Raw genomic sequence first — 20,305 nt, 5'->3', positions numbered from 1 at the left:
GATTTACATTTTCCTGAAAATCTTGTATAATAGTTGAAACGGATAAGTACTATTGGGCACTTTTCAGAAAGTCTGCGGTGGCTGTGAGCAGATAAGGAGAAAATAGGAAATTCTACCGTTAGTTTAAAAATGAATAATTAAGCAAGTGCACTTTTGTGAAGTTGGATGGAACCGCGGCTCTGCCGCTCCAACAGTTTCATAAAGTGCTTTTATTTTTGGAGGTCTCTATGTTAGATTTAAAACGTATCCGTACAGATTTTGATTCTGTAGCTGAAAAATTAGCTACACGAGGTGTTGACGCTGCTACCCTTAACCAAATGAAAATCATTGACAAAGAACGCCGGGATTTATTGGTCAAGGTAGAAGAGCTCAAGGCTGAGCGCAATACTGTTTCTGCTGAAATTGCTCAAGCTAAACGCAACAAAGAAAATGCAGATGACAAGATTGCTGCTATGCAAAAACTTTCTGCTGAGGTCAAGAACTTAGATGCAACCTTGGCCGAGCTAGACGCTAAGTTGACCGAGTTCACCACCACACTACCTAATATTCCGCACGAAAGTGTTCCTGTCGGAGCAGATGAGGACGAAAACGTTGAAGTTCGTCGCTGGGGTACACCGCGCCAATTTGACTTTGAAGCTAAAGCTCACTGGGATTTAGGTGAGGATTTGGACATCTTAGACTGGGAGCGTGGGGCAAAAGTTACTGGTGCTCGCTTCCTCTTCTATAAGGGGCTGGGAGCTCGATTAGAGCGTGCTATCTACAACTTCATGCTGGATGAGCATGGCAAAGAAGGCTACACCGAAGTCATCACTCCTTATATGGTAAACCACGATTCCATGTTTGGGACTGGGCAGTATCCTAAGTTCAAAGAAGATACGTTTGAACTAAGCGATACTAACTTCGTTCTGATTCCGACTGCTGAAGTTCCACTGACCAACTACTACCGAGACGAAATTTTAGACGGCAAAGAATTGCCAATCTACTTTACAGCTATGAGCCCATCATTTCGCTCTGAAGCTGGCTCTGCTGGTCGTGACACGCGCGGTCTGATTCGTCTGCATCAATTCCATAAGGTTGAAATGGTGAAATTTGCCAAGCCAGAAGAATCTTATGAAGAGCTGGAAAAGATGACTGCCAACGCTGAAAACATCCTGCAAAAGTTGAATCTGCCTTACCGCGTTGTAGCACTCTGTACTGGAGATATGGGCTTCTCAGCTGCTAAGACCTACGACTTGGAAGTCTGGATTCCAGCACAAAACACCTACCGTGAAATCTCTAGCTGCTCTAACACAGAAGATTTCCAAGCTCGTCGAGCTCAAATCCGCTACCGTGACGAAGCAGATGGCAAGGTCAAACTCCTTCATACTCTCAACGGTTCTGGACTGGCTGTCGGACGCACAGTAGCAGCTATCTTAGAAAATTACCAAAACGAAGATGGCTCTGTAACTATCCCAGAAGTTCTACGTCCGTACATGGGTGGATTAGAAGTTATAGCGCCAAAATAAAAAGCAGATTATCCTGATACTTTGCCTGTATCATTAGGTCTGAATGCAGACTTATTTTGCTAAAATTAAAAAATCCGAGATCAACTCAGAGAAAATCAAAAACAAATTTTCAAAGAGTATCATCTCGGATTTTTTGTTATCTTTCTGGCTCGCAATGAGACTGTATAGTAAAAACAAACATAGAAGACAATTACGAAAGCTAGCAGAGCTTCAGCATGACTTAGCCAAACAAGCCAGGTCCAACCTAGATAATCAAGTCCCAGTTTCAGGGCAAAAGCTGTATTGACAAGAGGAAAGGTCAAGGCTGACCAGCTAAGCTGAGGTCCCAGTCGGAAAATGCGAGGTAAGAGGCATAGGACCAAGAGATAAAAGGCCTGCGATAAGAGGAGCAGCAAGGCAACAAACCAACCTTCAGCATCAGAACCAGCCAGACGGATATAACTTCCCAGTAGGAGCGAAAAAGGTGCACAGTAAATGGCCCACTGCGGCTTTAAAACATCAGGCAGCCTTTGTGACCGCCTAGCCCTGTAAAATAAGGGATATAGAATCAAACTCAGTAGCAGAGCAAAAAACCAAGCTACATAGCCCAAAAATGGCTGATGAACTACACCCTGAGTCAAGCTTGCCATGGCCAATCCAACATATAGGACCGTCCAGCTCGGGGTCAAAGATAATCCCTCGGCCTTAAGGACATACTTCCAAGTAAAGATAGCTATTAGAAAAATATGCAGCAGCAAGGCTATATACCAAAGAAACTGGCTCACCAAAAATAAGCCAAGCTTGCTTAGGTAAGCAGCTAAGAGCATACTAGCCATAGGATAAGTCGCAAAGCTCGATAAGAAAGGGGCCTTTTGCAAATCTTGCCGATAGTCCGAAAATGACAGCACTAAAGCCAGTGTCAGATAAAGCCAAAGTATCAAAGCTAGACCATTCAAGAAGTGGAAAAAGATAGAATGGTAGTTCAGTAACAGATTACCTAGGCCAAATAGGCCAAGAATCAACCCAGATAAAAGAATGGGCGGTCGTTTGCTGTTCACGAAGCAACTCCTTTATAGTAATGTTTTGAAGTTCCTTTTCAATGACAGTCAAACATTTATTTGCCATCATTTCTATGAAACTTCTAAAATATGCCGCAGCTGGACTGCACTCGGTGAGACAATGGGAAGAAATGCTCCTTCGTTCCAACGACGGATAAAGCCAGAAGTCGAATTACTCAAATATCCTCTGCCTCCACTAGCCTGCAACTCCAAGAGCAGACTTTGGGCTACCACATCAACTATATCAATTCGCAGCTGGAAGAGCTCCTTAGGACGCTCAACAAAATAGCCAGGCTGGAGAAGACCTCTATAGAGCTGTTCCTGGATTTCAGTCAGAGCAGCCACTTGCTCCTCCCACTCCTCTCTCAAAATGGAGCGGACTGACAGATTAGCTTCGACCTCCTCCAGCGATTTCTCTGCTAGGCCAAGAGCCAGACCAAACTGATAACCTAGAAAAGCTGGGCGATTTTCTGCCAAAAAGGCCTGGGCATCTTGTGCAAGAATCCATTCCTCTTGTAAAGGCACATGATTAAAGGTCAGGGCAGCTGTATTTCCCCCTTGCAAAGATACAAACTCTAGATCCGCTGAACGGGAGAAATTCTCCGCGTCAGACGGCACAGCCAGAACCAGCGGCTGGCGGCTCCCATCTTCGAAACCAGCAACAAATATGCTGAGGAAGCGATCCGCGCGAGCATTGGTCACCCAAGGCAGACGTCCCTTGAGATAAAGCTGTCCGTCTTCCTCCACAATAGAGACATTTAACTCTTCTAAGTCCGACAGAAATTTGACAGCATTGGACAGGGCTGTCGCACCTGCATATTCCCCTGACAAGAGCCCTTCCAAATAGTGGTCTCTAAAGTAGGGATTAGGAGATTTTAAAATGTTATCAATAAAGGTCCTTTGCCCCCAAGAGATAAAGGAAGCGGTCAAAGAATGGTGAGCCAGCTCCTTGAGCACTTCAATCACATCCGTATCATTGCCACCTCGGCCTCCCAGCTCTTCTGGAACGCCAACCCGAAAGGCTCCTTCAGCAGCGATACGCTCAATCAGTTGATTGCCTGCTGCACAGGATTCTTTGTCAATTTGGTCAGCATGGTCATCCAACCAGTTGATAAACTCTTCTGAAAAAAATGTCATTTGCCACCTCCCCAAAGACTAAGCATAAGGTTGCAATTCCGGATTAATTGGCGTGTTGGCCAGATTATTGGCATAATTGCAAAGAGTCGCAAGGCTGACACCCAGAACTACATCCAGAGCATTCTCATGCGTATAGCCCGCTTCTAGGAAGTCTGCCAAAGCTTCATCTCCGACCCGTCCCTTGGTATTGATGACTGCAATGGTAAATTTAGCAAGTGTATCTAACTTCGGATCTGTATCAATCGGAGTACGATTGCGCAGAGCCTCCAAAAGATCATCATTCATTTGAATCTGCTTGATTGAAAAAGCTGTATGACCCGCTACACAGAAAGCACAGCCATTAGTAACTGCAGCCGTTATCTGCACTACTTCACGCTCAGTCGGTGTCAGGCTGTTACGACGGTTGATGGCTCCAACCGTCCGATAAGTTTCTAAGGCCGTTGGCGCATTGGCTAAAAGACCTATAAGATTGGGAATGTAGCCACCATTATCTTTTTGAACAGTTTCCAGGACTTCTTTTACCTCAACTGGTGCGGACTCAATCGTGTGGATAGTAAATTCTGACATATGAAACCTCATTTCTTTTAATTAGAAACTATCTTAACATAGGACGAGTGGCTTGTATAATATATATTTTATATAAGTCCTATAAAGAGAATATAATGCGATTTTTCAAACTAAAATATATTTCCCTCGTAAGGTAGCTCCACATCAATTCCAAACAAGAATCCGAAACGAGAAAAAGAAGCCTTTTGGCTTCGATTTTTTAATATTTCCTGAATCGCTGGTAGCGATTTTCCAGTAATTGTTCCAAGGGCAGCTGAGACAGACTATCCAACTCCGTTGTGATTTCTTCTTTCACTGCAGCCAGTAATTCATGGTTGTTAAAGCCTCTTTCAGGAATGACCTTATCCACCACTTCCATCTGCAAGAGCTCATGTGAAGTAATTTTCATCAGCTCTGCCGCTTCCATAGCGCGACTGCCGTCTTTCCAGAGGATAGAAGCAAAGCCTTCCGGACTGAGAACTGCATACATAGAGTTTTCCAGCATCCAGACCTTATCTGCTACAGCCAAAGCCAAGGCTCCGCCTGAGCCACCTTCACCAATGATGATGGCAATAATCGGTACTTTGAGATTGCTCATTTCCATCAAGTTACGGGCAATAGCTTCCCCTTGCCCACGCTCCTCAGCACCGACACCAGGATAAGCACCTGCCGTATTGATAAAGGTTACCACAGGACGGCCAAATTTTTCCGCCTGCTTCATGAGGCGTAGGGCCTTGCGGTAGCCTTCTGGATGCGGCTGTCCAAAATTACGGCGCAGATTGTCTTGCAAATTGCGGCCTTTTTGAATACCGACCACCGTTACAGGCTGACCGTTTAGCGTCCCAATACCGCCAATCACTGCACCGTCATCTCGAAAAGAGCGATCTCCATGCAGCTCGACGAAGTTTTCAAAAATTCCTTGTGCAAAATCCAGCGCAGTCAAACGAGCCTGATCACGCGCTTCTTTAATAATCCGAGTGATTTTTGTCATGCTTGACCTCCATGGAATGCTAATAAGGTAGCAAGTGTATCTCTCATATCACCACGCTTGACGATGGCATCCACAAAACCATGCTCCATGAGAAATTCAGCCTTTTGAAAATCATCTGGCAGCTTCTCACGAACCGTGGACTCAATAACTCGACGCCCAGCAAATCCAACCAGAGCCTGTGTTTCAGCCAGAATAATATCACCTTCCATTGCGAAAGAGGCTGTAACACCACCAGTTGTCGGATCTGTCAAGACGGTCAGATAGAAGAGACCTGCTGCAGAGTGACGTTGTACCGCCGCAGAGACCTTAGCCATCTGCATCAAGCTCATAATGCCCTCTTGCATTCGGGCACCGCCAGAAGCCGTAAACAGAACGACTGGCAATTTATGCTCTGTCGCATACTCAAAGAGACGGGTAATCTTTTCACCCACAACGGTCCCCATAGAAGCCATGATAAAGTTTGAATCCATGATTCCAAGAGTCGTTTTATGCCCCTTGATACTAGCTGTTCCAGTCAGAACCGCCTCATCTAAGCCTGTCTTCTCTCGGGTAAGAGCCAATTTCTCCTGATAGTTAGGGAAGTTCAGAGGATCCTTGGTTTCAATTCCAGTGAACATCTCCTCAAAACTGTTCTCATCCACAGTTAGATTTAAGCGCTCATGAGCAGAAATACGGAAATTATAGCCACAGTTAGGACACACACTATCATTTCCAAGATCTTTTTGGTAAATGGTATGCTTACAACCTGGGCATTTCGAAAAGAGTTCGTCTGGAACCTCAGGCTTTGCTTGAGGCTTTTCCCGACTCGCTCGATTAGGATTGATACGGATATATTTATCCTTCTTTGAAAACAAAGCCATCGTTTACGTCTTCTCCTTTTCAAGATTTTATACTCAGGCACATCAAACTCTTTCGAGTTTGCAGAGCAGCTCTTATATGTCGTATCTATTGTTTCTCTTGATAAGCCGGAAGGAACTTCTCCATGAGAAAGGCGGTATCATAATCACCAGCAATTACATTGGGATCTGAGATTAAGTCCAATTGGAAGCCGCTATTGGTCACAACACCGTCAATTTCTAATTCATAGAGTGCACGTTGCATCTTCATGAGAGCATCAAAGCGATTTTCCCCATGAACAATTATCTTCGCAATCATGCTATCGTAATAAGGCGGGATGGTATAGCCAGGATAGACGGCTGAATCCACGCGCAGCCCCACTCCACCGCTTGGAAGATAAACATTTGAAATCTTACCAGGACTCGGCGCAAAGTTAAAGGCTGGATTTTCAGCATTGATTCGACACTCAATTGCATGCCCTCGGATTTCAACATCATCCTGACTGAAGGACAGCTCTTGACCGTTTGCAATCTTGATTTGCTCTTTTACAATATCCACACCGGTAACAAACTCGGTGACTGGATGCTCGACTTGCACCCGAGTGTTCATCTCCATAAAGTAGAATTCGCCCTTGGCTTCATCAAGCAGAAACTCAATCGTTCCAGCATTTTCATAGCCGACAGACTGAGCAGCCCGAACAGCTGCTTCACCAATCTGCTGACGCAAGGTTTTCCCAATCGCCACAGACGGACTTTCTTCCAGCACTTTCTGATTATTACGCTGCAAAGAGCAATCCCGCTCGCCCAAGTGGACCACATGTCCCTGCTGATCTGCCAAAATCTGCACTTCAATATGGCGCGCTGGATAGATGACTCGTTCCATATACATGGCACCATTACCAAAGGCCGCTTTTGCTTCGCTAGATGCAGACTCAAAGGCCGCTACTAAATCCTCAGCCTTTTCAACCTTACGAATGCCCTTGCCGCCGCCACCAGCAGAAGCTTTGAGCATGACTGGATAACCAATCTTTTCGGCGACTTCCAAAGCTTCTTCAGAGGTATGAACTTCTCCATCAGAGCCTGGGATAACTGGCACTTTCGCCTTAATCATCTGAGCCCGAGCATTAATCTTGTCCCCCATCATGTCCATAACAGCACCTGAAGGCCCAATAAACTTAATGCCGACTTCTTCGCACATGGTCGCAAATTTAGAGTTTTCGCTCAAAAAACCAAAACCAGGATGAATGGCTTCTGCACCTGTCAGAACAGCAGCAGACAGGACTGCATTCATATTCAGATAAGAATCTGTAGACTTGGCTGGACCGATACAGACAGCCTCATCAGCCAGTAAGGTATGGAGTGCTTCCTTGTCAGCTGTTGAATAAACAGCTACCGTATCAATTCCCAACTCGCGGGCTGCACGAATAATTCTGACCGCAATTTCCCCACGGTTAGCAATTAAAATTTTACGAAACATGGTGAAAGCTCCTTTTATCTACTGGCCAATCGCAAAGGTCAAGGTACCGCTGGCTGCAAGTTTTCCGTCAACTTCTGCTTTCGCCTCTACAACCGCAATGGTTCCGCGGCGCTTAACAAACTTAGCTGTCATAATCAACTGATCACCTGGTACAACTTGCTTCTTGAACTTAACCTTGTCCATGCCAGCGTAGAAGACCAGTTTGCCCTCATTTTCTTCTTTGGACAATTCCAGTACGCCGGCCGTTTGAGCCAGAGCTTCCATGATTAAGACACCTGGCATAACAGGATATTGAGGAAAATGTCCATTAAAGAAAGGCTCATTGACTGTCACATTTTTCAGAGCAACAATCTCATCTTCGCTAACTTCCAAAACGCGATCCACCAAAAGCATCGGATAGCGGTGCGGAAGTGCTTCTTTTATTGCATTGATATCAATCATTTGATGCGTACCAGCCCTTTCCCAAATTCAACCATTTCTTCATTCTGAACTAGAATTTCTGTAACCAGACCATCTTTCGGTGCTGGAACTTCATTCATGACCTTCATTGCTTCAATAATCATCAGGGTTTGACCTTTTTTAACTTGGTCTCCAACTGATACAAACGGCGGCTTGTCTGGACCAGCTGCTAAGTAAGCCACACCAACCAAAGGGCTTTCCACAACATCACCTTCAGCAGCAGGTGCCGGAGCTTCTGAAGCTATTTCTGGCTCTGCAGACGGAGCTGCTTGAGGAGTTGGCTCAATCACAGGCGCACTTGCAGCCTGCAAAGGTGCAGCAATTGGAGCAGCACTGGCTGTTGGAACTGGAGCCTGACCTTCATTCTTACTAAAAGTCAGCTCATCGCTCTGATTTTTGTAAGAAAACTCACGCAGACTAGACTGGTCAAACTGCGCCATTAAATCTTTAATTTCGTTGATATTCATAGGTTTTTAAGCCTCCCAGCGTTTAAAGGCAAGAACTGCATTGTGGCCGCCAAAGCCAAATGTATTGGAAATCGCATAAGGGATTTCCTGTTCCTTACCTTGACCGTAAATAACGTTGGCTTCAATATAGTCTGGCAGCTCTGTTGTACCAGCTGTTTTTGGCACATAGCTATGACGCATTGCTTCAATCGTTGCAATAGCCTCAACCGCGCCTGCTGCACCGAGCAAGTGTCCTGTAAAGGATTTAGTAGAAGACACCGCTACATCTTTACCAAAGACAGAAACAATGGCTCCGCTTTCGCCTTTTTCGTTAGCAGGGGTTGATGTACCGTGAGCATTGACATAAGCCACATCTTTTGGCTCAATTTCAGCTTCTTCAACCGCCTGTTTGATCGCCTTGATAGCGCCCAAACCTTCTGGATGCGGAGAAGTCATATGGTAAGCATCACAAGTATGACCATATCCTACCACCTCAGCCAAGATAGTCGCTCCGCGTTTCTCAGCATGTTCCAAACTTTCCAGAACCAGCATACCAGAACCTTCACCCATGACAAAACCATTGCGGTCCTTGTCAAACGGAATAGAAGCACGCTTAGGATCTTCTGTGGTAGAAAGAGCAGTCAGAGCTTGGAAACCAGCAATCGCAAATGGTGTAATGGAAGCTTCTGAACCACCGACCAGCATTACATCTTGATAGCCAAATTTAATTGAGCGGAAAGCTTCACCAATCGCATCGTTTGCTGATGCACAGGCTGTATTGACCGACTTACAGATACCATTGGCTCCAAAGCGCATCGCTACATTTCCTGCCCCCATATTTGGCAGGGCTTTTGGCAAGGTCAAAGGTTTGATACGTTTAGGACCTTTTTCATGCAAGCGAACAACCTGCTCTTCAATTTCCTGAATCCCACCGATACCTGAAGCCACAATGACGCCAAAGCGATCCTTATCCAACGCATCTACATCTAAGTGAGCATTGTTAACCGCTTCCTGAGAAGCATAAATCGCATAAAGTGTGTAATTATCATAACGGTTGGTATCCTTTTTGACAAAATATTTATCAAAAGGGAAATCCTGAATTTCCGCCGCATTGTGAACACTGTATTCACTATGATCAAATTTAGTAATTGGACCGATTCCAATATTGCCTTCTTTTAAATTATTCCAGAATTCTTCTGGAGTATTTCCGATAGGTGAAGTTAAACCGTATCCTGTTACAACAACTCGATTAAGTTTCATATTGAGCTCCTTTATTTAGATGAATCAACTGATTTTCTACTCGTTAATATTCAAAAACTGTGACTTACTGCATAGTAAAGCCGCCATCAATCGTGATGACTTGACCTGTCAGATATTCTTGACCCGCCAAGAAGAGAGCAACATCTGCTACTTCTTCCGGAGTACCAAAACGCTTCATCGGAATGAGCGCCAGAGACGCTTCCTTAATTTTTTCTGGGAGCACATCTGTCATATCAGATGCGATAAAGCCAGGGGCAATGCAGTTCACACGGATATTACGCGCTGCCACTTCACGGGCTACTGACTTAGAAAAACCAATCAGACCGGCCTTGGAAGCTGCATAGTTTGCCTGACCGATATTTCCAGCCAAACCAACGACACTCGATAGGTTGATAATAGCACCCTGACGAGCTTTTGTCATCGGTTTCAGGACTGATTGTGTCATATTGAATGTTCCAGTCAAGTTCACTTTCAGCACCTGCTCAAAATCTTCTTCCGTCATTTTCAGCATGAGCTTATCACGGGTAATACCAGCATTATTGACCAATACATCAACAGACCCCAGAGCCGCAACAGCTTCTTCCACTATCCGCTGAGCATCCGCAGATTTAGACACATCCCCAATAACAGCTACGACTTTACCAGAATAGCCGGCAAATTCAGCCAAAATATCATCAGAAATCCCGCTTAGTCCGTTTAAAATAACATTGGCTCCGACACTGGCAAATTTATGCGCAATTGCCAGCCCAATCCCACGAGCGGACCCTGTAATTAACACATTCTTGTTTTGTAATTCCATGATGATTCCTCATTATTTTTCTAGAAGAGCATTCAAACTTTCTACATCTTCAACTTGGCGTACATCCGCAGATTTATCAATTTTCTTAATAAAACCAGACAGAACTTTGCCAGGACCGATTTCGATAAATTCAGTCACACCTGCTTCCTGCATCTTAGCAATACTGTCATAAAAGCGCACTGGCTCCATTACCTGACGAGTCAAAAGCTCTCTGACTCTTTCTTTTTCCATCACAGTTGCTTCAGTATTTCCAACTAATGGCCGTACAAAACCTGAAAATTTAACTGTTTCCAATACTTCTGCCAATCGTTCACTGGCTGGCTTTAAAAGCGCTGTATGGAAAGGTCCGGATACATTGAGCGGAATTAAGCGCTTGACGCCGGCATCTTTCAAAAGCCCCACAGCCTTGTCTACTGCTGCCACTTCTCCACCAATAACAATCTGACTAGGCGTATTATAGTTGGCTGGTGAGACTACACCAATAGCACTTGCTTCTTGACAGACCGCTTCAATGAGAGAAACTTCTGCATTTAAAACTGCGACCATTTTCCCTGAACCAGCTGGAGCTGCCTCTTCCATGAAGCTACCACGCTTAGCAACCAAGCCCACTGCAGTCTTAAAATCAAGGGCGCCCGCAGCCACCAAAGCAGAATATTCTCCAAGCGAGAGACCTGCTACCATATCAGGCTCGATTCCCTTATCAGCCAAGAGCCAATAAATAGCTACTGAAGTTGTTAAAATAGCCGGTTGCGTGTAGCGAGTTTGATTGAGCTTTTCTTCATCTTGATCGATCAAAGCTCGGACATCATAGCCTAGAACTTGGCTAGCTTCATCAAAAGTTGACCGCACAAGCTCATACTGATCATAAAGCTCACGCCCCATTCCAAGGTACTGCGCTCCCTGACCGGCAAAGAGAAAGGCTCTTTTAGTCATTTCTAGTTACTCCTGCCCAACGTTTTGCTTCCTGCTGAATCTTCTCAGCAGCACCATAGTAGATATCTTTGAGGATTTCTTCGACTGTTTCTTCCTTACTGATTAAACCAGCAATTTGACCAGACATGACGGAACCATTTTCCACATCTCCGCGAACAACCGCATTGGCCAAAGCACCAGCTCCAAGATTTTCAAAAACAGTCAAATCTGGATTTTCTTGCTTGAAGGCTTCTTTTTCTGCCTTTTCGAAATCACGCGTCAGCTTATTCTTGATAGCACGAACCGCATGACCAAAATGCTGGGCAGAGATAGTCGTATCAATATCGCGAGCCTTCAAAATCATATTCTTGTAGTTCTGATGAGCATTAGATTCCTTAGCAACGACAAAGCGAGTTCCGACTTGAACGGCCTCTGCTCCCAGCATAAATCCAGCCGCAGCCCCAGAACCATCTGCAATACCACCAGCAGCAATAACCGGAATGCTAACTGCTTCTGCAACCTGACGAACCAAGGACATGGTAGTCAATTTCCCGATGTGACCACCAGCTTCCATTCCTTCTGCAATGACTGCATCCGCACCGATTTTTTCCATCCGCTTAGCCAAGGCCACACTTGGCACAACAGGGATAACTGTAATTCCCGCTTCATGGAAACGAGCCATGTGCTTGCTTGGATTACCCGCACCAGTTGTTACTACTTTTACTCCCTCTTCAATGACGAGATCAACAATGTCGTCCGCAAAAGGAGACAGGAGCATGATGTTAACCCCGAAAGGACGGTCTGTTAAAGACTTAATCTTGTCAATATTAGCCTTTACCACTTCCTTGGGTGCATTTCCGCCACCGATGATACCAAGACCACCGGCTTTTGAAACTGCGCCAGCCAAGTCACCATCAGCAACCCAGGCCATTCCGCCTTGGAAAATAGGATAATCAATGTTCAATAATTCTGTAATACGTGTTTGCATAATACCTTCCTTTTATCATTGCTTAAGTAATAGCTTGATCTCAAACTACCACACGCTAGATGTATTTTCTTTACTTTGACAGTCAAACTATTACCTAAACAAGAGAGAATATCTTTCGATACTCTCAGTTACTTGCTTATTTAGTTTTTTCTTCTACATAAGCAACCAAATCACCAACTGTGTTCAAACCTTCTTCAGTTTCGATTTGGATGTCAAATGCATCTTCAATTTCTGAAATCACTTGGAACAAATCCAATGAATCTGCTTCAAGATCATCGAAAGTTGACTCAAGAGTAACTTCTGATGGCTCTTTGCCAAGTTCTTCAACGATAATTTCTTGTACTTTTTCAAATACTGCCATGGATAGACTCCTTTAAAAATAAAATATTTTTTATCATGTGTTTCCACTTGATTAACTAAATTGTAACAATAAGCGTGCCCCATGTCAAACCTCCACCAAAACCTGACATCAAAATTGTCTGATTTCCGTTCAGTTTGATCAGTCCTTGCTCCACACACTCAGATAATAAAATCGGGATGCTAGCAGCGCTAGTATTGCCATATTCCATCATATTGGCTGGAAGTTTCTCCCGCGCAACACCAAGCTTCTTAGCCATTTTATCCAAAATACGGATATTGGCCTGATGCAGCAACAGAAAATCTAAATCTTCCGCTGAAAGCTGACTGCTTTCAATGGTTTCCCTGATAGAACGAGCAACATCACGAATAGCAAAGTCGAAAATAGCTCTACCGTCCATTGTCAGATAAGGCTGATTCTCACTTTTTTCTGAAAAAGGTGAAGACAAACCGATTTTTCCGCAGGTCAGACTATCTCCGCGAGATCCGTCCGTAAACTGACTTTCTACCAAAAAATGCTGTTCTGAAGCACTTTCCAACAGGACACCGCCAGCACCATCTCCAAAGAGAACAGCCGTTGAACGATCTGACCAATCTACTGTCTTAGAGAGCGTCTCACTTCCTATGACTAGACCTTTTTGATAACGGCCTGAAGAAATAAATTTTTCCCCAGTAGATAGGGCAAAGATAAAGCCACTGCAGGCCGCCGTCAGATCAAAGGCAAATGCATTCTTAGCCCCAATATTGGCCTGTACTCTCGCAGCAGCTGAAGGCATTAAAGAATCCGGCGTAATAGTGGCAACAATGATAAAGTCCAGGTCCTGAGCAGAAATTCCTGACTTTTGCAGCAAATTCTCTGCTACTTTTGTAGCTAAATCACTGGTCGTTTCATCTGACGATAAATGGCGGTTTTTAATCCCAGTTCGACTTGAAATCCACTCATCACTGGTATCCATAATCTCGGCTAGATCATCATTGCTGACAACCTGACGGGGAGCATAATGAGCCACCTGGCTAATCTTAGCATAGTTCATTATTTCAAATCCTCTAGGAAACTATATAAATTTTGCAGGCCCTTTTGCATCACTTGTCTCTCTTCTGGACTCATCCCATCCACTACCTGCATGACCATGCGGTTGTGGAATCGCTTATGAAGACGATACAAAAGCCGCCCATTCTTTGTCAAATTCAGATGCACCACACGACGATCAACTTCCGACCGACGCCGCTCAATATACCCCTTACGCTCCAGATTATTCAAACTGGTCGTAACAGTCCCCAAGGTAACCATCAATTCTCGTGATATATCACTTGGAGTAGCATTTGGGGTTGTGCCGATGACATCTATCGTATGCATTTCCTTAATGGAGACGTCGTTGAAGCGACTGCTTCTTAGGCTCGATTCTTCAATAACCAAGACATTATTGAAAATAGACGTTAAGTAATCATTTACTAACTGAAAATTCAAAACCAACCCTCCTTAAGAAAATACTTTGACAATCAAATTTTATCAGATAGAAAAGTAATTTGCAAGCTTTTTTGAAAATTAATTTGATTTTCAAATATTTTTGTAAACAACTTGCAAAATAAGCAACCTTGAACCGATACATTATTTACCAGTAAAGTTTGGACGACGTTTCTCAGAGTAAGCCCGAACCCCTTCTTTAAAATCTTCTGTAAAAGCCAGCGATTTCTGTAGTTCCAACTCTAGCTCAGCATACTCAGACCAGCCACTGAACAGACTCTTCCAGACCATTTCTTTCATAGCTCTGTAAGAATTTAGAGAGCCACGTTTCAGCTTCTTCAGCAACTGTTCCGTTGTTTTTTCCAATTTCTCTGTTTCACAGACTTTATAAAGCAAGCCGTAATCCAGAGCTTTCTCTGCAGTCAGAGCTTCCCCAGTCATAACCAGATGGGTCGCCCGAGTTACCCCGATAGCACGAGTCAGTAAGAAAAGACCACCAGCATCTGGCGCCAGACCAACCCCAACAAAGGCCTGAATGAAACGGGATTTTTCAGTGGCAATACAGAAATCTGCTGCAACGACCATATTAGCAGCCGCACCAGCAACAGGGCCATCAACACTCATGATAACCGGCTTAGGCAGACGCTTCATAGCAAAGGAAATATCATTCACCAGTTCTGCGATTTTCACCAAGGATTGGACGTCATCATCACTGACAGCTCTCTGCATCTCAGCCAAATCCCCACCCACTGAAAAAACCTTACCATTAGCATTGATAACTAAAAATTTGACGGACTCATCCTTAGCAGCAAGTTCAATAGCCTCTAAAATTTCCTCACACATAGGAATATTAAAGCCATTTGAAACTTCAGGGCGATTAAAAGTAATCGTTGCTACCTCATCTGCTACATGATAGAGAATTCCATTAAATGTCATTTCAGCTCCATTCCCGACCCGATTTCAAATCAGCCGTTTTGTTTTATTCTTAAATAATTTGATATTCAAATTATACACAACTTATATTTTATCATAAAATATAAAAGAAAGGAAATAAAAAATGGGAAAAATTAGATGGTCTTCAAATTTGAAGTGTGAAAGTAATAATTTGGATAAAAATAGTATAAAAACAGCGTTTGAATAATTTTCAGAATTTTGTTATAATTTTTAAAATAAGATAGGAGAACCAATGAAAGTTGTAAAATTTGGTGGAAGTTCACTGGCTTCTGCGACTCAATTAGAAAAAGTTTTGAACATTGTCAAATCTGATCCTGAACGTCGATTTGTTGTAGTATCAGCGCCAGGAAAACGCCATGATGACGATATCAAAGTAACCGATGCCCTGATTAAATATTACCGAGAGTATATTGCAGGAAATGATGTCACACCAAACCAACAGTGGATTATCAATCGCTATGCAGATATGGTGGCAGAACTTGGTTTGAAACCAAAAGTTCTGGAGAAAATTTCCAAAAGCATCACAAGCCTTGCTACTTTGCCAATTGAAGATAATGCATTTCTTTATGATACTTTTCTTGCTGCAGGAGAAAACAACAACGCCAAATTAATTGCAGCTTATTTCAGTCAAAATGGCGTTCCAGCTAGCTATGTACATCCGAGAGAAGCAGGACTCGTCGTTTCCAGTGAGCCTGGCAATGCTCGAATTCTCCCTTCCAGCTATGATAAGATTGAAGAACTCAACAATTCTGATGAAGTTCTAGTTATTCCTGGTTTCTTTGGTGTAACTCAAGATGGACAAATCTGCACTTTCTCTCGCGGGGGTTCTGATATTACGGGCTCTATCATTGCTGCGGGAGTCAAAGCAGATGTTTATGAGAACTTTACTGATGTTGACGGAATCTTTGCCGCCCATCCTGGCATCGTTCACAAACCACATTCCATTCCTGAGCTAACCTATCGGGAAATGCGTGAATTAGCTTATGCAGGCTTTACAGTTCTCCATGATGAAGCTCTGCTTCCAGCTTACCGTGGCAAAATTCCGCTGGTTATTAAAAATACCAACAATCCAGAACATCCTGGAACACAAATTGTTCATAAACACAGTAAAGACCATCTTCCTGTCGTTGGCATTGCTGGAGATGCAGGATTTGTCAGCATTAACATGTCCAAGTACCTGATGAACAGAGAAATCGGCTTTGGTAGACGTGTCCTTCAAATTCTAGAAGACCTGAATATTGGTTGGGAGCACATGCCTACAGGAATTGATGACCTTTCCATTATCTTGCGCGAGCGCGAATTAACTCCTATCAAAGAGGAAGAAATTCTTCGCCAACTTGTCCAAAAAGCAGAGGTTGATCATGCAGAAATTGAACACGACCTTTCCATTATCATGATTGTCGGCGAAAAAATGAAAAGTCATATTGGTGTAACTTCCACTGCAACCAAAGCTCTTTCAGAAAATAACATCAATATTCAAATGATGTCCCAAGGCTCAAGCGAAGTATCCATCATGTTTGTTGTTGAAAAAAATCAAGAAAAAGCTGCCATTCGCGCGCTTTACCGAGCTTTCTTTGAACCCCAAACACAGGAGTAAGACCAGACTTAGGAAGCATTTTTATCAAACAAACCCTAATGAAAAAAGCAGAAACTAGTCTCAGACTAACTTCTGCTTTTTTCATTCAACTATAAAGAATACAAAGTCAAACTTTAGAATACACTAAGTACTAATAGAAGTTTCATAGCTCATCAATAAGATTATAGAATACCTTGTCTCCAGTATATCCTATCACTAAAAATAAAAAGAGGTAAAAACCTCTTTGAAACTCCGCCAGTAGGACTCGAACCTACGACATCATGATTAACAGTCATGCGCTACTACCAACTGAGCTATGGCGGATAACTGCTAAGCGACTACCATATCTCACAGGGGGCAACCCCCAACTACTTCCGGCGTTCTAGGGCTTAACTGCTGTGTTCGGCATGGGTACAGGTGTATCACCTAGGCTATCGTCACTTAACTATTGAATTAACTGTCCTGTCCTCTCAGACAAGCCTTGTCAACTCAAAATTGAATACAATATCAAATCTAACATTTCTCTAAACCATCCGCTGCACTCTGATGAAGCTCTTATTCTAGGATAAGTCCTCGAGCGATTAGTATTAGTCCGCTCCATGTGTCACCACACTTCCACTCCTAACCTATCAACCTGATCTTCTCTCAGGGCTCTTACTAACTTGCGTTATGGGAAATCTCATCTTGAGGTGGGTTTCACACTTAGATGCTTTCAGCGTTTATCCCTTCCCTACATAGCTACCCAGCGATGCTCTTGGCAGAACAACTGGTACACCAGCGGTAAGTCCACTCTGGTCCTCTCGTACTAGGAGCAGATCCTCTCAAATTTCCTACGCCCGCGACGGATAGGGACCGAACTGTCTCACGACGTTCTGAACCCAGCTCGCGTGCCGCTTTAATGGGCGAACAGCCCAACCCTTGGGACCGACTACAGCCCCAGGATGCGACGAGCCGACATCGAGGTGCCAAACCTCCCCGTCGATGTGAACTCTTGGGGGAGATAAGCCTGTTATCCCCAGGGTAGCTTTTATCCGTTGAGCGATGGCCCTTCCATGCGGAACCACCGGATCACTAAGCCCGACTTTCGTCCCTGCTCGAGTTGTAGCTCTCGCAGTCAAGCTCCCTTATACCTTTACACTCTGCGACTGATTTCCAACCAGTCTGAGGGAACCTTTGGGCGCCTCCGTTACCTTTTAGGAGGCGACCGCCCCAGTCAAACTGCCCGTCAGACACTGTCTCCGTAGATGATAAACCTACCGGGTTAGAGTGGCCATAACACAAGGGTAGTATCCCAACAACGCCTCCATCGAAACTGGCGTCCCGATTTCATAGGCTCCTACCTATCCTGTACATGTGGCACAGACACTCAATATCAAACTGCAGTAAAGCTCCATGGGGTCTTTCCGTCCTGTCGCGGGTAACCTGCATCTTCACAGGTACTAAAATTTCACCGAGTCTCTCGTTGAGACAGTGCCCAAATCATTACGCCTTTCGTGCGGGTCGGAACTTACCCGACAAGGAATTTCGCTACCTTAGGACCGTTATAGTTACGGCCGCCGTTTACTGGGGCTTCAATTCATACCTTCGCGTTTCCGCTAAGCACTCCTCTTAACCTTCCAGCACCGGGCAGGCGTCACCCCCTATACATCATCTTACGATTTAGCAGAGAGCTGTGTTTTTGATAAACAGTTGCTTGGGCCTATTCACTGCGGCTGACCAAAGTCAGCACCCCTTCTCCCGAAGTTACGGGGTCATTTTGCCGAGTTCCTTAACGAGAGTTCTCTCGCTCACCTGAGGCTACTCGCCTCGACTACCTGTGTCGGTTTGCGGTACGGGTAGAGTATGATACAACGCTAGAAGCTTTTCTTGGCAGTGTGACATCACTCACTCGCTACTAAACTTCGCTCCCCATCACAGCTCAACGTTAGAGGTATAAGCATTTGACTCATACCACGCCTCACTGCTTAGACGTACATCCATTCGTACGCACGAGTTAGCCTACTGCGTCCCTCCATCACTTCATACTCTAGTACAGGAATCTCAACCTGTTGGCCATCGGATACACCTTTCGGTCTCTCCTTAGGTCCCGACTAACCCAGGGCGGACGAGCCTTCCCCTGGAAACCTTAGTCTTACGGTGGACAGGATTCTCACCTGTCTTGCGCTACTCATACCGGCATTCTCACTTCTATGCGTTCCAGCGCTCCTCACGGTACACCTTCTCCACACATAGAACGCTCTCCTACCATACCTATAAAAGGTATCCACAGCTTCGGTAAATTGTTTTAGCCCCGGTACATTTTCGGCGCAGGGTCACTCGACTAGTGAGCTATTACGCACTCTTTGAATGAATAGCTGCTTCTAAGCTAACATCCTAGTTGTCTGTGCAACCCCACATCCTTTTCCACTTAACAATTATTTTGGGACCTTAGCTGGTGGTCTGGGCTGTTTCCCTTTCGACTACGGATCTTAGCACTCGCAGTCTGACTGCCGACCATAATTCATTGGCATTCGGAGTTTATCTGAGATTGGTAATCCGGGATGGACCCCTCACCCAAACAGTGCTCTACCTCCAAGAATCTTCATGTCGACGCTAGCCCTAAAGCTATTTCGGAGAGAACCAGCTATCTCCAAGTTCGTTTGGAATTTCTCCGCTACCCACAAGTCATCCAAGCACTTTTCAACGTGCCCTGGTTCGGTCCTCCAGTGCGTTTTACCGCACCTTCAACCTGCTCATGGGTAGGTCACATGGTTTCGGGTCTACATCATGATACTAAAGCGCCCTATTCAGACTCGGTTTCCCTACGGCTCCGTCTCTTCAACTTAACCTCGCATCATAACGTAACTCGCCGGTTCATTCTACAAAAGGCACGCTCTCACCCATGAACGGGCTCGAACTTGTTGTAGGCACACGGTTTCAGGTTCTATTTCACTCCCCTCCCGGGGTGCTTTTCACCTTTCCCTCACGGTACTGGTTCACTATCGGTCACTAGGGAGTATTTAGGGTTGGGAGATGGTCCTCCCAGATTCCGACGGGATTTCACGTGTCCCGCCGTACTCAGGATACTGCTAGGTACAGAATCTATTTAAAATACGAGGCTCTTACTCTCTTTGGCTGACTTTCCCAAGTCATTCTTCTATAAATTCTGAGTCCACAGCGCAGTCCTACAACCCCGAAGAGTAAACTCTTCGGTTTGCCCTTCTGCCTCTTCGCTCGCCGCTACTAAGGCAATCGCTTTTGCTTTCTCTTCCTGCAGCTACTTAGATGTTTCAGTTCACTGCGTCTTCCTCCTCATTCCCTTAACAGAAATGGGTAACAGGCATCAACCTGTTGGGTTCCCCCATTCGGACATCTCCGGATCGAAGCTTACTTACAGCTCCCCGAGGCATTTCGTCGTTTGTCACGTCCTTCATCGGCTCCTAGTGCCAAGGCATCCACCGTGCGCCCTTACTAACTTAACCTTATTTTGACCTTTCAGTCTTAAACTCATTAATATTCACAGCGTTTTCGGTTTATTTTCTTGTTACTATTTGATATCGGTATTCAATTTTCAATGGACA

The 20,305-nt window shown here is 44.6% G+C and carries 18 protein-coding genes, 1 tRNA gene and 2 rRNA genes; 2 read left to right on the top strand and 19 right to left on the bottom strand.

Annotated features, from left to right (window positions below):
- The first annotated feature begins 227 nt into the window (after positions 1 to 227).
- On the top strand, positions 228 to 1,505 hold the full coding sequence (serS, locus tag FOC72_RS01180) for a serine--tRNA ligase (RefSeq protein WP_002893585.1): 1,278 nt from the start codon (positions 228 to 230) through the stop codon (positions 1,503 to 1,505).
- A gap of 119 nt (positions 1,506 to 1,624) precedes the next feature.
- Here serS and FOC72_RS01175 read toward each other — a convergent pair whose 3' ends face one another.
- From FOC72_RS01175 to FOC72_RS01100, 16 genes are all read right to left on the bottom strand, one after another.
- Positions 1,625 to 2,542: a TDT family transporter gene (locus tag FOC72_RS01175; protein ID WP_002893586.1), complete on the bottom strand. Its 918-nt coding sequence runs from the start codon at positions 2,540 to 2,542 to the stop codon at positions 1,625 to 1,627.
- 72 nt (positions 2,543 to 2,614) lie between these two features.
- Positions 2,615 to 3,679, bottom strand: a complete 1,065-nt coding sequence (locus tag FOC72_RS01170) for an acyl-CoA dehydrogenase family protein (protein WP_002893588.1) — start codon at positions 3,677 to 3,679, stop codon at positions 2,615 to 2,617.
- 18 nt (positions 3,680 to 3,697) lie between these two features.
- Positions 3,698 to 4,246, bottom strand: a complete 549-nt coding sequence (locus FOC72_RS01165; RefSeq protein WP_032913970.1) for a carboxymuconolactone decarboxylase family protein — start codon at positions 4,244 to 4,246, stop codon at positions 3,698 to 3,700.
- 199 nt (positions 4,247 to 4,445) lie between these two features.
- Positions 4,446 to 5,216, bottom strand: coding sequence for an acetyl-CoA carboxylase carboxyl transferase subunit alpha (locus tag FOC72_RS01160; RefSeq protein WP_002893594.1), 771 nt, complete (start codon positions 5,214 to 5,216; stop codon positions 4,446 to 4,448).
- The gene (accD, locus tag FOC72_RS01155; protein WP_002893595.1) at positions 5,213 to 6,076 is read right to left on the bottom strand and encodes an acetyl-CoA carboxylase, carboxyltransferase subunit beta; all 864 of its coding nucleotides are present in this window, start codon (positions 6,074 to 6,076) and stop codon (positions 5,213 to 5,215) included. Before accD ends, FOC72_RS01160 begins: the two co-directional genes overlap by 4 nt.
- 85 nt (positions 6,077 to 6,161) lie before the next feature.
- Complete coding sequence (locus FOC72_RS01150; protein WP_002893598.1) at positions 6,162 to 7,529, bottom strand: acetyl-CoA carboxylase biotin carboxylase subunit; 1,368 nt, start codon at positions 7,527 to 7,529, stop codon at positions 6,162 to 6,164.
- A gap of 18 nt (positions 7,530 to 7,547) precedes the next feature.
- A complete protein-coding gene (gene fabZ, locus FOC72_RS01145; protein WP_002893600.1) occupies positions 7,548 to 7,970 on the bottom strand; it encodes a 3-hydroxyacyl-ACP dehydratase FabZ in 423 nt (140 codons plus the stop codon).
- A complete protein-coding gene (gene accB / locus FOC72_RS01140; protein ID WP_002893601.1) occupies positions 7,967 to 8,455 on the bottom strand; it encodes an acetyl-CoA carboxylase biotin carboxyl carrier protein in 489 nt (162 codons plus the stop codon). Before accB ends, fabZ begins: the two co-directional genes overlap by 4 nt.
- Positions 8,456 to 8,461: 6 nt before the next feature.
- A complete protein-coding gene (gene fabF, locus FOC72_RS01135) occupies positions 8,462 to 9,694 on the bottom strand; it encodes a beta-ketoacyl-ACP synthase II (RefSeq protein WP_002893606.1) in 1,233 nt (410 codons plus the stop codon).
- Positions 9,695 to 9,758: 64 nt separating this feature from the next.
- Positions 9,759 to 10,493: a 3-oxoacyl-[acyl-carrier-protein] reductase gene (gene fabG, locus FOC72_RS01130; RefSeq protein WP_002893608.1), complete on the bottom strand. Its 735-nt coding sequence runs from the start codon at positions 10,491 to 10,493 to the stop codon at positions 9,759 to 9,761.
- 12 nt (positions 10,494 to 10,505) lie between these two features.
- On the bottom strand, positions 10,506 to 11,426 hold the full coding sequence (fabD, locus tag FOC72_RS01125; RefSeq protein WP_002893609.1) for an ACP S-malonyltransferase: 921 nt from the start codon (positions 11,424 to 11,426) through the stop codon (positions 10,506 to 10,508).
- The gene (fabK, locus tag FOC72_RS01120) at positions 11,419 to 12,393 is read right to left on the bottom strand and encodes an enoyl-[acyl-carrier-protein] reductase FabK (RefSeq protein ID WP_002893610.1); all 975 of its coding nucleotides are present in this window, start codon (positions 12,391 to 12,393) and stop codon (positions 11,419 to 11,421) included. The genes fabD and fabK overlap by 8 nt, the downstream gene beginning before the upstream one ends.
- A 136-nt stretch (positions 12,394 to 12,529) precedes the next feature.
- Positions 12,530 to 12,754 carry an acyl carrier protein gene (locus FOC72_RS01115; protein ID WP_002893611.1) on the bottom strand — a complete coding sequence of 75 codons (225 nt, stop codon included), beginning with the start codon at positions 12,752 to 12,754 and terminating at the stop codon, positions 12,530 to 12,532.
- A 55-nt stretch (positions 12,755 to 12,809) separates the two neighbouring features.
- Positions 12,810 to 13,784: a beta-ketoacyl-ACP synthase III gene (locus FOC72_RS01110; protein WP_002893612.1), complete on the bottom strand. Its 975-nt coding sequence runs from the start codon at positions 13,782 to 13,784 to the stop codon at positions 12,810 to 12,812.
- Entirely contained in the window at positions 13,784 to 14,218 is a 435-nt protein-coding gene (fabT, locus tag FOC72_RS01105) for a fatty acid biosynthesis transcriptional regulator FabT (protein ID WP_002901186.1), read from the bottom strand. The genes FOC72_RS01110 and fabT overlap by 1 nt, the downstream gene beginning before the upstream one ends.
- A 141-nt stretch (positions 14,219 to 14,359) precedes the next feature.
- Entirely contained in the window at positions 14,360 to 15,151 is a 792-nt protein-coding gene (locus FOC72_RS01100; RefSeq protein ID WP_002893616.1) for an enoyl-CoA hydratase, read from the bottom strand.
- A gap of 250 nt (positions 15,152 to 15,401) precedes the next feature.
- On the opposite strand from FOC72_RS01100, the gene FOC72_RS01095 reads away from it, so the two are divergent.
- Complete coding sequence (locus tag FOC72_RS01095; RefSeq protein WP_002893617.1) at positions 15,402 to 16,766, top strand: aspartate kinase; 1,365 nt, start codon at positions 15,402 to 15,404, stop codon at positions 16,764 to 16,766.
- Between the two features lie 229 nt (positions 16,767 to 16,995).
- Here FOC72_RS01095 and FOC72_RS01090 read toward each other — a convergent pair.
- The 3 genes from FOC72_RS01090 to FOC72_RS01080 form a co-directional block, all read right to left on the bottom strand.
- Positions 16,996 to 17,069, bottom strand: a tRNA-Asn gene (locus FOC72_RS01090).
- Between the two features lie 5 nt (positions 17,070 to 17,074).
- A 5S ribosomal RNA gene (gene rrf / locus FOC72_RS01085) occupies positions 17,075 to 17,190 on the bottom strand.
- 116 nt (positions 17,191 to 17,306) lie between these two features.
- Positions 17,307 to 20,206: ribosomal RNA gene (locus FOC72_RS01080) — 23S ribosomal RNA — on the bottom strand.
- Positions 20,207 to 20,305 lie beyond the last annotated feature (99 nt).

The sequence above is a fragment of the Streptococcus sanguinis genome, from assembly GCF_013343115.1.
GTDB classification, from domain to species: domain Bacteria; phylum Bacillota; class Bacilli; order Lactobacillales; family Streptococcaceae; genus Streptococcus; species Streptococcus sanguinis_H.
This window is presented reverse-complemented; position numbering and strand designations above follow the sequence as displayed.

Coding starts and splice junctions, on each gene's coding strand:
- FOC72_RS01115 (WP_002893611.1), bottom strand. CDS start 12,754: ATGGCAGTATTTGAAAAAGTACAAGAAATTATCGTTGAAGAACTTGGC.
- fabK (WP_002893610.1), bottom strand. CDS start 12,393: ATGCAAACACGTATTACAGAATTATTGAACATTGATTATCCTATTTTC.
- fabG (WP_002893608.1), bottom strand. CDS start 10,493: ATGGAATTACAAAACAAGAATGTGTTAATTACAGGGTCCGCTCGTGGG.
- FOC72_RS01170 (WP_002893588.1), bottom strand. CDS start 3,679: ATGACATTTTTTTCAGAAGAGTTTATCAACTGGTTGGATGACCATGCT.
- FOC72_RS01160 (WP_002893594.1), bottom strand. CDS start 5,216: ATGACAAAAATCACTCGGATTATTAAAGAAGCGCGTGATCAGGCTCGT.
- FOC72_RS01100 (WP_002893616.1), bottom strand. CDS start 15,151: ATGACATTTAATGGAATTCTCTATCATGTAGCAGATGAGGTAGCAACG.
- FOC72_RS01110 (WP_002893612.1), bottom strand. CDS start 13,784: ATGAACTATGCTAAGATTAGCCAGGTGGCTCATTATGCTCCCCGTCAG.
- accD (WP_002893595.1), bottom strand. CDS start 6,076: ATGGCTTTGTTTTCAAAGAAGGATAAATATATCCGTATCAATCCTAAT.
- FOC72_RS01150 (WP_002893598.1), bottom strand. CDS start 7,529: ATGTTTCGTAAAATTTTAATTGCTAACCGTGGGGAAATTGCGGTCAGA.
- fabD (WP_002893609.1), bottom strand. CDS start 11,426: ATGACTAAAAGAGCCTTTCTCTTTGCCGGTCAGGGAGCGCAGTACCTT.
- serS (WP_002893585.1), top strand. CDS start 228: ATGTTAGATTTAAAACGTATCCGTACAGATTTTGATTCTGTAGCTGAA.
- FOC72_RS01095 (WP_002893617.1), top strand. CDS start 15,402: ATGAAAGTTGTAAAATTTGGTGGAAGTTCACTGGCTTCTGCGACTCAA.
- FOC72_RS01165 (WP_032913970.1), bottom strand. CDS start 4,246: ATGTCAGAATTTACTATCCACACGATTGAGTCCGCACCAGTTGAGGTA.
- fabF (WP_002893606.1), bottom strand. CDS start 9,694: ATGAAACTTAATCGAGTTGTTGTAACAGGATACGGTTTAACTTCACCT.
- fabZ (WP_002893600.1), bottom strand. CDS start 7,970: ATGATTGATATCAATGCAATAAAAGAAGCACTTCCGCACCGCTATCCG.
- accB (WP_002893601.1), bottom strand. CDS start 8,455: ATGAATATCAACGAAATTAAAGATTTAATGGCGCAGTTTGACCAGTCT.